Source organism: Pseudomonas sp. 05N434 (assembly GCF_056396965.1).
Window position 1 is genome coordinate 1 of record NZ_JBFTMK010000070.1, and the last position, 12,677, is coordinate 12,677.

General features: G+C 61.0%; 8 protein-coding genes and 1 pseudogene. 8 read left to right on the forward strand and 1 reads right to left on the reverse strand.

All coding sequences use genetic code 11. The annotated features are described in order from the left end of the window. Positions 1-126 (reverse strand): annotated as a pseudogene (locus AC1DLB_RS07210) (lysozyme inhibitor LprI family protein); the annotation flags it as partial. A gap of 235 nt (positions 127-361) precedes the next feature. Here AC1DLB_RS07210 and AC1DLB_RS07215 point away from each other — a divergent pair. The 8 genes from AC1DLB_RS07215 to AC1DLB_RS07250 all read left to right on the forward strand — a co-directional run. After that, entirely contained in the window at positions 362-1,339 is a 978-nt protein-coding gene (locus AC1DLB_RS07215) for a dipeptidase (protein WP_007907542.1), read from the forward strand. A 79-nt stretch (positions 1,340-1,418) separates the two neighbouring features. After that, complete coding sequence (locus tag AC1DLB_RS07220; protein WP_007926354.1) at positions 1,419-1,949, forward strand: DUF5943 domain-containing protein; 531 nt, start codon at positions 1,419-1,421, stop codon at positions 1,947-1,949. Positions 1,950-1,964: 15 nt separating this feature from the next. Then, positions 1,965-4,025 carry a dimethylglycine demethylation protein DgcA gene (dgcA, locus tag AC1DLB_RS07225; protein WP_086944436.1) on the forward strand — a complete coding sequence of 687 codons (2,061 nt, stop codon included), beginning with the start codon at positions 1,965-1,967 and terminating at the stop codon, positions 4,023-4,025. A gap of 210 nt (positions 4,026-4,235) precedes the next feature. Next, on the forward strand, positions 4,236-6,185 hold the full coding sequence (dgcB, locus tag AC1DLB_RS07230) for a dimethylglycine demethylation protein DgcB (RefSeq protein ID WP_477784803.1): 1,950 nt from the start codon (positions 4,236-4,238) through the stop codon (positions 6,183-6,185). After that, the gene (gene etfA, locus AC1DLB_RS07235; RefSeq protein WP_064620846.1) at positions 6,185-7,405 is read left to right on the forward strand and encodes an electron transfer flavoprotein subunit alpha; all 1,221 of its coding nucleotides are present in this window, start codon (positions 6,185-6,187) and stop codon (positions 7,403-7,405) included. Before dgcB ends, etfA begins: the two co-directional genes overlap by 1 nt. 15 nt (positions 7,406-7,420) lie before the next feature. Then, the gene (etfB, locus tag AC1DLB_RS07240; RefSeq protein ID WP_477784804.1) at positions 7,421-8,197 is read left to right on the forward strand and encodes an electron transfer flavoprotein subunit beta; all 777 of its coding nucleotides are present in this window, start codon (positions 7,421-7,423) and stop codon (positions 8,195-8,197) included. A gap of 99 nt (positions 8,198-8,296) precedes the next feature. Beyond that, complete coding sequence (locus AC1DLB_RS07245) at positions 8,297-8,863, forward strand: GNAT family N-acetyltransferase (protein ID WP_018928787.1); 567 nt, start codon at positions 8,297-8,299, stop codon at positions 8,861-8,863. Positions 8,864-10,504: 1,641 nt separating this feature from the next. Then, the coding region (locus AC1DLB_RS07250; protein WP_477784805.1) for a GMC family oxidoreductase N-terminal domain-containing protein at positions 10,505-12,677 on the forward strand (2,173 nt) is incomplete at its 3' end.

Below are 12,677 nucleotides of genomic sequence, written 5' to 3' on the forward strand. Positions count from 1 at the left end.
GCTGTAAGCCGAGCATTCCAGGGTCTGGACTTCGTTTTCGACGGCGTCACAGGGGTTGTCGTCGGCCCCTTCGGCCGCCTGTACGCCGGTCGCTATCAGTGCCAAAGCCAAGAAGATGGATTTCATTGCGTCGCCGCCCTTAATTCAGTGAAACATTCGGTGATGCGACGAATTCTGGCCCATGCGAACGGGCTTGAACAGGTAGGCAATCATGTCGGTTGGCGACCCTTTGTCGCGGATTGACGCTTTCGGCAATTCCCCTGTCGTTTTTGCACCCGGCTGCACCGTCCCTCAGGCATATGCTGGCCCCAAAGCGCCGGCACACGATTCGGCGCATGAATCGTTAATAKGGGACTGCCTGATGAGCCCAGCCGAATTACACGCCGACAGCATCGTTATCGACGGCCTGATTATTGCCAAGTGGAACCGTGAGCTGTTCGAAGACATGCGCAAGGGCGGTCTGACCGCGGCCAACTGCACCGTGTCGGTGTGGGAGGGCTTCCAGGCCACCGTCAACAACATCGCCGCCAGTCAGAAGCTGATTCGCGAGAACAGCGACCTGGTGATCCCGGTGCGCACTACCGCCGACATCCGCAAAGCCAAGGAGCAGGGCAAGACCGGCATCCTGTTCGGCTTCCAGAACGCTCACGCCTTCGAAGACCAAATCGGCTATGTCGAGGTTTTCAAGCAGCTGGGCGTCGGTATTGTGCAGATGTGCTACAACACCCAGAACCTGGTCGGTACCGGTTGCTATGAGCGCGATGGCGGCCTGTCGGGTTTCGGTCGTGAAATCGTTGCCGAGATGAACCGCGTCGGTGTCATGTGCGACCTGTCCCACGTCGGCTCGAAGACCTCCGAAGAAGTCATCCTCGAATCCAAGAAGCCGGTCTGCTACTCCCATTGCCTGCCGTCGGGCCTGAAAGTGCACCCGCGCAACAAGTCCGATGAAGAACTGAAGTTCATCGCCGATCACGGCGGTTTCGTCGGCGTGACCATGTTCGCGCCGTTCCTGGCCAAGGGTATCGATTCGACCATCGACGATTACGCCGAAGCCATCGAATACACCATGAACATCGTCGGCGAAGACGCCATCGGCATCGGCACCGACTTCACCCAGGGCCATGGCCAGGACTTCTTCGAATACCTGACCCATGACAAGGGCTACGCCCGCCGTCTGACCAGCTTCGGCAAGATCATCAACCCGCTGGGCATCCGCACCGTGGGCGAGTTCCCGAACCTGACCGAAACCCTGCTCAAGCGCGGCCATTCCGAGCGCGTGGTGCGCAAGATCATGGGCGAAAACTGGGTCAACGTTTTGAAAGACGTTTGGGGCGAATAAGCCGCCGCATCTGAAGAATCCTTTCCCCCGGCCGTCCGTGCCGGGGGCAACACAACGAATTTTCTGGAGTTAAGTTTCCATGGCCAAGATCGCCCCGCAATTGCCAATCGAAGTCGACAGCGAAACCGGTGTCTGGACCTCCGACGCCCTGCCGATGCTGTATGTGCCGCGTCACTTCTTCGTCAACAACCACATGGGCATCGAGGAAGTGCTGGGCGCCGACGCCTACGCCGAAATCCTCTACAAGGCCGGCTACAAATCCGCCTGGCACTGGTGTGAAAAAGAAGCTGAATGCCATGGCCTGGAAGGCGTCGCGGTGTTCGAGCACTACATGAAGCGCCTGTCGCAGCGCGGCTGGGGCTTGTTCAAGATCCAGGACATCGACCTCGACAAAGGCACCGCCAGCGTCAAGCTCGAACACTCCGCATTCGTCTACGTGTACGGCAAGGTCGGGCGCAAGGTCGACTACATGTTCACTGGCTGGTTCGCCGGCGCCATGGACCAGATCCTGGCTGCTCGCGGCAGCAAGATCCGCACCGTCGCCGAACAAGTTTACGGTGGCTCCGAAGAAGGCCACGACGACGGTTTGTTCACCGTCAAGCCGTTGTAAGTCGAGGAACCCGCCATGGCTTTCGAAGCAATGTTCCAGCCGATCCAGATCGGCAAACTGACCATCCGCAACCGCGTGCTCAGCACCGCGCACGCTGAGGTCTACGCCACCGACGGCGGCATGACCACCGATCGGTACGTCAAGTATTACGAAGAGAAAGCCAAGGGCGGGATCGGCCTGGCGATTTGCGGCGGTTCCTCCAGCGTGGCCATCGACAGCCCGCAAGGCTGGTGGAAGTCGGTCAACCTGGCCGACGACCGGATTATTCCGCACTTCCAGAATCTGGCCGATGCCATGCACAAGCATGGCGCCAAGATCATGATCCAGATTACCCACATGGGTCGCCGCTCCCGCTGGGACGGTGAGCATTGGCCAACCCTGCTGTCGCCGTCGGGCATCCGCGAGCCGGTGCACCGCGCGACCTGCAAAACCATCGAGCCGGAAGAAATCTGGCGGGTGATCGGCAACTACGCCAGCGCCGCGGCGCGTGCCAAGGCCGGTGGCCTGGATGGCGTCGAGCTGTCTGCCGTGCACCAGCACATGATCGACCAGTTCTGGAGCCCGCGAGTCAACAAGCGTACCGACGAATGGGGCGGCAGCTTCGAGAACCGCATGCGTTTCGGCCTGGAAGTGATCAAGGCTGTGCGCAAGGAAGTCGGTCCGGACTTCTGCGTTGGTATCCGTATCTGTGGTGACGAATTCCACCCTGATGGCCTGAGCCATGAGGACATGAAGCAGATCGCCAAGTACTACGACGACACCGGCATGATCGACTTCATCGGTGTCGTGGGCTCGGGTTGCGATACCCACAACACCCTGGCCAACGTTATTCCCAACATGAGTTATCCACCGGAGCCGTTCCTGCACCTGGCCGCCGGTATCAAGGAAGTGGTGAAGGCTCCTGTGCTGCACGCGCAGAACATCAAGGACCCGAACCAGGCAACCCGTATTCTGGAAGGCGGTTACGTCGACATGGTCGGCATGACCCGCGCTCACATCGCCGACCCGCACCTGATCGCCAAGATCAAGATGGGCCAGGTCGACCAGATCAAACAGTGCGTGGGCGCCAACTACTGCATCGACCGTCAGTACCAGGGCCTGGACGTCTTGTGCATCCAGAACGCCGCGACCTCCCGTGAATACATGGGCGTGCCGCACATCATCGAGAAATCCACCGGGCCGAAGCGCAAAGTTGTGGTCGTCGGTGCCGGCCCTGCCGGGATGGAAGCTGCTCGTGTATCCGCTGAACGTGGCCACGACGTGACCCTGTTCGAGAAGAAAGAATTCATCGGCGGGCAGATCACTACCGCCTCGAAAGCCCCGCAACGGGACCAGATCGCCGGTATCACCCGTTGGTTCCAGCTGGAACTGGCGCGTTTGAAAGTCGACCTGCGCCTGGGCGTGGCGGCGGATGCGGCGACCATTCTCGACCTGCGTCCGGACGTCGTGGTGCTCGCCGTTGGCGGCCATCCGTTCCTGGAGCAGAACGAGCACTGGGGTGCGGCTGAAGGCCTGGTGGTCAGCAGCTGGGACATCCTCGACGGCAAAGTGGCGCCGGGCAAGAACGTGCTGGTCTACGACACCATTTGCGAGTTCACCGGGATGTCGACAGCCGACTTCCTCGCCGACAAAGGCAGCCAGGTCGAGATCGTCACTGACGACATCAAGCCGGGCGTGGCCATCGGCGGTACGTCGTTCCCGACTTACTACCGCAGCATGTACCCGAAAGAAGTGATCATGACCGGCGACATGATGCTGGAAAAGGTCTATCGCGAAGGCGACAAGCTGGTGGCGGTACTGGAAAACGAATACACCGGCGCCAAAGAGGAGCGGGTGGTTGACCAGGTGGTCGTCGAGAACGGCGTGCGTCCGGACGAAGAAATCTACTACGCCATGAAGGAAGGCTCGCGCAACAAAGGCCAGATGGACATCGAAGCCCTGTTCGCGATCAAGCCACAACCTTCGCTGAGCCAGGCGGGCGACGGCTACTTGCTGTTCCGCATCGGTGACTGCGTGGCCCAGCGCAACACTCACGCGGCGATCTACGACGCGCTGCGGTTGTGCAAGGATTTCTAACGGATTTACCACCATCACCTGTGGCGAGGGAGCTTGCTCCCGCTGGGCTGCGAAGCAGCCCCAAAACCTGCAGTCGAGGTGTATCAGGTGTACACCTGAGACTGTTYTGGGAGCGCTTCGCACTCCAGCGGGAGCAAGCTCCCTCGCCACAAGTAGGTGCGTCGCTCTCATCGGCACGCACATGACCCCGAGGTCTTTGGGAGCTCCACCATGTTGAACACCCTTCTTCCAATCCTGTTGTTCGCTGCCCTGGGCCTGGCTGTCCTGGGCGCGTTGCGGCGGGTGGCTATGTGGCGTCAGGGCCGGGCTTCGAAAGTCGACCTGATCGGCGGTCTGTTCGCCATGCCCAAGCGTTACATGGTCGATTTGCACCACGTCGTCGCGCGGGACAAATACATCGCCAATACACACGTCGCCACGGCCGGTGGTGCGGTGGCGTCCATTGTGCTGGCGATTCTGGTTCACGGTTTCGGCCTGCATAACCGCATCCTCGGTTATGCACTGCTGTTGATGACGGCAGTGATGTTCGTCGGTGCGATCTTTGTCTTCCTGCGTCGCCGCAACCCGCCGGCCCGCTTGTCCAAAGGTCCGTGGATGCGCCTGCCGAAAAGCCTGCTGGCGTTCTCGGCGTCGTTCTTCCTGTTGACCCTGCCGGTGGCGGGCATCCTTCCGGAAAACTTCGGTGGCTGGGTGCTGGCGGCGATTCTCGGCGTCGGTGTGCTGTGGGGCGTGTCGGAACTGTTCTTCGGCATGACCTGGGGCGGGCCGATGAAGCACGCCTTCGCCGGTGCCTTGCACCTGGCTTGGCACCGTCGCTCCGAACGGTTTGGCGGCGGTCGTTCCACTGGCTTGAAGCCGCTGGATCTGAACGACCCGACCGCGCCACTGGGCGTGGAAAAACCCAAGGATTTCACCTGGAACCAACTGCTCGGCTTCGACGCCTGCGTGCAGTGCGGTAAATGTGAAGCTGCGTGCCCGGCGTTCGCCGCCGGCCAGCCGCTGAACCCGAAAAAACTGATTCAGGACATGGTCGTCGGCCTGGCGGGTGGTACGGATGCCAAGTTTGCCGGCAGCCCTTACCCAGGCAAGCCGATCGGTGAGCACGCCGGTAATCCGCATCAACCGATCGTCAACGGTCTGGTGGACGCTGAAACCCTGTGGTCCTGCACCACCTGCCGCGCTTGCGTCGAGGAGTGCCCGATGATGATCGAGCACGTCGATGCCATCGTCGACATGCGCCGCCATCTGACTCTGGAAAAAGGCGCGACCCCGAACAAGGGCGCCGAGGTCCTGGAAAACCTGATCGCCACCGACAACCCTGGCGGCTTCGCGCCGGGCGGGCGGATGAACTGGGCGGCGGATCTGAACCTGAACCTGYTCAGCGAAAAGAAAACCACCGACGTGCTGTTCTGGGTCGGCGACGGTGCCTTCGACATGCGCAACCAGCGCACCCTGCGTGCCTTCGTCAAAGTGCTGAAAGCGGCCAAGGTCGACTTCGCAGTGCTGGGCCTTGAAGAGCGCGACAGCGGTGACGTGGCCCGGCGTCTGGGCGACGAGGCGACGTTCCAGCTGTTGGCCAAACGCAACATCCAGACCCTGGCCAAATACCGCTTCAACCGCATCGTCACCTGCGACCCGCACAGCTTCCATGTGCTGAAAAACGAATACGGCGCCTTCGATGGCAACTACCTCGTGCAGCACCACAGCACTTACATGGCGGAGATCATTGGCGAAGGCGCACTGAACCTCGGTCAGCACAAAGGCAACAGCGTGACTTATCACGACCCGTGCTACCTCGGCCGCTACAACGGCGAATACGAGGCGCCACGCGAAGTGCTGCGCGCCCTGGGCATCGAGATCAAGGAAATGCAACGCTCCGGTTTCCGTTCGCGCTGCTGCGGCGGCGGTGGCGGTGCGCCGATCACCGACATTCCGGGCAAGCAACGGATCCCTGACATGCGCATGGAAGACATCCGCGAAACCGGCGCCKAACTGGTGGCCGTGGGTTGTCCACAGTGCACCGCGATGCTTGAGGGCGTGGTCGAGCCACGGCCATTGATCAAGGACATCGCCGAACTGGTGGCTGATGCGCTGCTTGAAGACGCCGCGCCGGGAAAGCCTTCGGCACCGGCCAAACGTGAACCTGCGGAGGTGCATTGATGAGCGACATTATCCGCCGCGACCCTCGCGCTGAATGGATCGCCCGCAACCGTCTGCACCCGCTGCACGCGGCCATGCAACCGGTGCAACACAGCTGGATGGGGCCTAACGGCGTCATCCGCAAGAATCCCCACGGGATCGGTTTTATCGGTCCCAACGGGATCAAACGGATCGACCGCAGTGGCGCTCAGCAGGGCGGGGCAACTAAACGCTCGGCCGCGGTTGAAGTGCAATTGCCGCTGCATCAAGTGGCTGCACCCGCGTTCTACATCAGCGTGGTGCCGGACATGGTCGGCGGCCGCTTGAGCAGCCACGACCGCGATTTGCTCGGCCTGGCCCATCAGTTGGCCGGCAAGGACGGCGCGGTACTGGCGGTGGTCTTCGGTGAGCACAAGGAAAACGCCTTCGCCACGGCAGGCGTTGACCGCTTGCTGGTACTGGAAGGCGACGAATTCAGTGGTTATGCACCGGAACAACGCGTCCAGGGCCTGCGGGCTGTGGATAACCAGTTCAGCCCGCGTCACTGGCTGCTGCCGGACAGCCGCAGTGGTGGCGGCGAACTGGGTCGACGCTTTGCTGCCGCACTGGGCGAACGTCCGGCCACACGGGTCTGGCAGGTCAAGGATCAGGAATGCATCGGCCGTGCCGGTGCCGGTTTGCAGGACCTTGCGCGGCCGGTGGCCCGCTTGATTTTGGCGGCTGCCGAATGCGCCGAACCGGTCAGCGAAACCCGTCACGAAGCGTTGCCGGTGGAGTTATCCACAACGGTCGCTCGCAGCCTGTCGCGGATCGAAGATCTGGGCGCGGTGGCGGTGGACCCGGCGGCGATTCCGATGGCCGAAGCCGAGTTCATCTTCTCTGGCGGCAACGGTGTCAAGGACTGGGGACTTTTCCACAGGACGGCCGAAGCGTTGGGCGCGACCGAAGGTGCGTCGCGGGTGGCGGTGGACGATGGTTTCATGGCGCGCGACCGTCAGGTCGGCGCGTCCGGCACCTGGGTAACCGCGCGGGTTTACGTGGCGGTGGGGATTTCCGGGGCGATCCAGCACCTGCAAGGCATCGGTGCCTGCGACAAGGTGGTGGCGATCAACCTCGATCCGGGTTGCGACATGATCAAACGGGCCGACCTGTCGGTGATCGGCGAGAGCGCCGAGATTCTTCAAGCCTTGATCGATGCGGTAGAGGCTTACCGCAACGACGCCAAGCGCGATGCGGCTTAAGGGAAGGAAAGGGTTATGAGCACGAAAATCATCAGCCTGGTGTCCATCGGTGYCCACCCGACCTCCGGCCGGCCACGCCGCGCCGAGCAGGACGCGCGGGCCGTTGAGCTGGGTCTGCAGCTGGCTGGGGATAACCTGCAAGTGCTGCACGCCGGCGACGTTGCGGAACCGGCGCTGCGTGCCTATCTGGGCATGGGCCTGGAACAGTTGCATGTGCTGGAACAACCGGTCGGCGCAGATGCGCTGCCAGCGTTGACCGACTATTTGCGTGACGCCGGGGCGCAGGTGGTGTTGACCGGCAGCCAGGCGGAAACCGGTGAAGGCTCGGGCATGTTGCCGTTCCTGCTGGCCGAAAGCCTCGGCTGGCCGCTGGTGGTGGGTTTGGCGCAAGTCGAATCCATCGACGGTGGTTCGGCGCTGGTTCTGCAGGCCTTGCCGCGCGGTCAGCGCCGTCGCTTGAAAGTGCGCCTGCCGTTTCTGGCGACTGTGGATAACGCAGCGCCCAAGCCTCGGCAAAGTGCCTACGGTCCGGCGCGACGCGGGGTATTGCAGGCAGATGAAGTTGAAGTGGTCGACGATGAACTGCTGGCAGTGGCCACGCTGCAACCGGCCAAGCCACGACCCAAGCGCCTGAAAGTGATCAAGGCCAAGAGCGGTGCTGACCGCATGAAGGCCGCGACGGCCAAGGCCAGTGGCGGCGGTGGGCAAGTGCTCAAGGGCGTGACCGCGCAGGCGGGCGCCGAAGCCATCCTCAAGTTGCTGATTGAAGAAGGCGTGGTCCGTCAGGGTTGATCCACAGCGACAACCGGCCATAAAACCGTTGGCCTGGCCGGTTGTTACGTATCAACCTGCACGCTAAGCAGGTCGCTCGTATTCTGGGGAGTTACATCAATGGAAGTTGAATTTCGTCCGGCTCTGCGCACGGATGCGCGCGAGATTGCCCGTTTGTTCCAGATTTCGTCAGAGGGGGCTTCGGATTACATCTGGAGCCAGCTGGCGGAGCCCGGGCAGGATCTGCTTGAAGTGGGGGCCATTCGTTACGCCCGTGAAGATGTCGATTTCTCCTATCAGAACTGCGTTATCGCGCAGGCACAGGGGCGGGTCATCGGCATGATGCACAGTTACGTGACGCGTCACGATCCGTTGGCAGCTCCCGTGACTGATCCGGTCCTGGCGCCTTACGCCGACATGGAAGTTCCCGATACCCTCTATATTTCGAGCCTGGCCCTGCATGAAGGTTGGCGCAACAAAGGCTTGGGTGTGCGCTTTCTCGAGCATGCTCAACAGCGCGCCGATCAACTGGAACTCAACGGCCTGAGCCTGATCGACTATGCAGCGAATACCGGGGCCCGGCGTTTTTATGAGCGCCATGGTTTTGGGATCGTCAAAACTTGCCAGGTCGTTCCTCATCCGATGATTCGGGTGACGGGTGATGCCTATCTCATGCATCGGCCTTAGGGGCTTCCCGTTTTTGATTGTGCACATATCCGTTGCTGCGGTAATGGCGACTGGCGGTTTCGCTTTTACAGCGAGTCACTTTCGAAAAGCCGGAATGCCGGCCCAGGCGAAAGTAACCAAAGCGCTTTTGCCCCTCCATTCGGTGCCTCGCCTAGGCTCGGCATGCCCTCACTCCGGTCCTGCTCCGTGGGCCCACTGCGCAGAACCTCCACTCGGCCTCTCGAGGGGGCGGTGCGTCAAAATCAAAAGCAAGGCGGCCTACCGGCCGGCCTGATCTCACGTGCACGCATTTCCCTGTAGGAGCTGTCGAGCGAAGCGAGGTGGCGATCTTTTGATCTTGCTTTTGCTTTGCTTTGCTTTGGTTTTTGATCTTGATCTGTACGCCCCTTTCCCAGAGGCCGAACGCAGGCGTTGCGCAGGGGGCACCGCGGCAAGGATGCCGCGGTAGCCGCCCCCGGCCATGGATGGCCGATGGCGGCGGGCCCCCGGAGCAATGCCGGAGTGAGGGTATGCCGAGCCTAGGCGAGGCACCGAATGGCGGGGCAAAAGCGTTTTGGTTACTTTGGCGCTTTTCCAAAGTGACCCGCTGTAAGAGCGGAACCATAAGCCGCCGTTACCGCAGAAACGGATATGTACTCCTAACGCACTTGGGTTACCCACAATCCCTGTTAGCGCTTCTGTGGATAACATGTTCGCCCCTCGCTACACCCCATGCCAATCAAGCCCTGCAGCCCTCCGTACAAAAAACAACCAGCCTAACCCACGGTTTTTTCGGGCTTTTTCCACAGAGTAACGTCGCTCACTGGCCGACACTTGCCCCCAATCTCTGTTGGCGCCTCTGTGGATAAGATGTTCGCTGTCCGCTACAGGCCATACAGATCGCGGCTTTCAGTGGGTTGATCAAATATTGTTCAATTCGACGTTTTCCTCCGCTAATCGTCCCGTAAACCCGGAATACTCGCGGGTTTCAGCGGTTTTCCACAGAGACCGCAAAGTTGCCCCCAAAGTCTGTTGGTGCTTCTGTGGATAAGGTGTTCGCCATCCCCTGCACGCTATGTAAAACGTGGTCTGCAAGCTTCTGATTAAAAAACAACCAGTGCCTGGCTAAAACCCTGCTTCTGGATAAGTCACGGTTTTTCTTCGGTTTTTGTGAATAGATTTAGCCTGTCATCCACAGTTGTCCCCATTTGCTGTGGGTGGAGATGTGGATAACTTGTTCGCTGAACCCTGTAAGCCACGGCCCGTATAGGCCGGAACGCGATAGATCAGATTTCATACAGTTCTAAGGCACTTCCTTGACTTCGATCTGTCGCCTGTCTTCACTCTCATCGCATAAGGACAACTGTCACTTATCCACATCTGGTTCAGGGAGAACGCGTGATGGATAGCCAGCCACATCGCTCGCAGCCACATTCGCACCCCAGCCCCTGCGTGACCTGTGTTCCGACATCCGCCACCTCGTTGCACAAGCGGATTCATCGTCGCGCCGCCAATCAGCGCGCTCGTCTATAGCGCCTGGCCCCCTTATGCCATAACACCGCTGCCATTGAGGCCCGACCGTGCCCGGTGACCAGGCGTTTGTTCGTCTATCGATTGCAGGCAACCGCAGAGTTGCCCCATCTGCCCGAGAGGAAATGACCCATGACACGGATCGCCACGCCCATCAGCGATATCAAGGAACATTACGACGTGATCGTCATTGGCTCCGGCTACGGCGGCGGGATCGCGGCGTCGCGCCTGTCCCGGGCCGGCAAGCGGGTGTGCCTGCTGGAGCGAGGCCGGGAAATCCAGCCCGGCGAATACCCCAATACGATGCTGGCGGCCACTGAAGAGCTGCAAGTGCATGACCCGGACGGGCACATCGGCTCGCGCACCGGGCTGTTCGACCTGCACGTCAACGCCCAGCAGAACGTAGTGGTCGGTTGCGGCCTGGGTGGCACGTCGCTGATCAACGCCAACGTCGCGCTGGAACCGGAACCCGGTGTGTTCGATGATCCGCGTTGGCCGCTGGCGGTGCGTGAACATCGCGACACGCTGCTCAAGGACGGTTACGCCCGGGCTCGGGAGATGCTCAAGCCCAATCCCTATCCGAAAACCGCTCCGACCTTGCCCAAACTCGAGGCTAACCAGAAGTCCGCCGATTACCTCAAGCAAGGCGCACACTTCTACAAGCCGCCGATCAACGTGACCTTCGACAAGCTGCCGAACAACCTCAACCACGTCGGCGTCGAGCAATTGCCGTGCAACCACTGCGGCGACTGCGTTTCGGGCTGTAACAACAAGGCCAAGAACACCACGTTGATGAATTACCTGCCGGATGCCTGCAACCACGGCGCAGAGATTTTCTGCCAGGCCGAGGTCCGGCATCTGGAGCGCGACGGCGATGGCTGGATCGTGCACTTCCAATACCTGGACAGCGGCCGCGAGAAATTCTCCGCGCCGACGCTGTTCGTCAAGGCGGACATCGTCGTGGTGTCGGCCGGCACTCTGGGTTCCACCGAAATCCTCCTGCGCTCTCGGGACAAAGGCCTGTCGACGTCCAATCAGCTTGGCGAAAACATGAGCGGCAACGGCGACATCCTCGGTTTCGGCCACAACTGCGATGAAACGATCAACGGCATCGGTTTCGGTGCCCATCCGGCGAAGGAGATGAAACCGGTCGGCCCGTGCATCACCTCGATCATCGACATGCGCACCGAAGGCGACTGGCGCAGCCGCATGGTCATCGAAGAAGGCTCGATCCCCGGCGCACTCGGCCGGCCCATGGTGCCGAGCATGGCCACATTCGCCGGGTTGATCGGCAAACCCACCGATGACAGCTTCACCGGCAAGCTCAAATACGCCGAGCGCGAAGCCGAAAGCTTCCTGCGAGGTCCGTACCACGGCGCCCTGCACAACATGCAGACCTACCTGATCATGAGCCACGACGACGGCAAGGGCCGCATGGTGCTCGACAGCAAGGATCAGTTGCGCATCGACTGGCCGGGCGTTGGCGAGCAGGAAAACGTCAAGATCGGCAACGAGCGCCTGCACCAGAGCACCAAGGCCTTGGGCGGGATCTGGGTCGAGAACCCGATCTGGACCGAGCTGCTCAAACACAGCATCGTTTCCGTGCACCCATTGGGCGGTTGTGTGATGGGCGAGGATGCGACGCAAGGCGTGGTCAACCACAAGGGCCAGGTGTTCAGCGGCGTCAGCGGCACCGATGTCTATGCCGGGCTATACGTGGCCGACGGTGCGGTGATCCCGACCTCACTGGCGGTCAATCCGTTGCTGACCATCTCTGCCGTGAGCGAGCGCAACATGGGGCTGCTGGCCGCCGATCGCGGGTGGCACATCGACTACACGTTGCCCTCGGCACCGCGCAAACCGGTGGTGGCACCGACCCTCGGCGTGCAGTTCACCGAAACCATGAAGGGCTATTTCTCCAAAGATTTCACCCAGCCCCAGGGCACCGATCTCAAACTCTACGAAGCGGCGGCCAAACGCGGCAAGTCGGATAACTCGCCGATCGAGTTCACCCTGACCATCACCGCCAACGACCTCAATCGCATGATCAAGGAGCCGGAACATGCCGCGACACTGGTCGGCACCCTGGATGCGCCGGGCCTGTCGCCAGAGCCGCTGACCGCCAGCAATGGCGTGTTCAATCTGTTCGAGGAATATCAGGAACAGGTCGGCGTGCGGCACATGAATTACGACATGAAACTGACCGCCGAGGACGGCAGCGATTATTACTTCAGCGCATTCAAGACCGTGCCCGAAGACAACGGCGTGCTGAACGTCTGGCACGACACCAGTACGCTCTATGTGA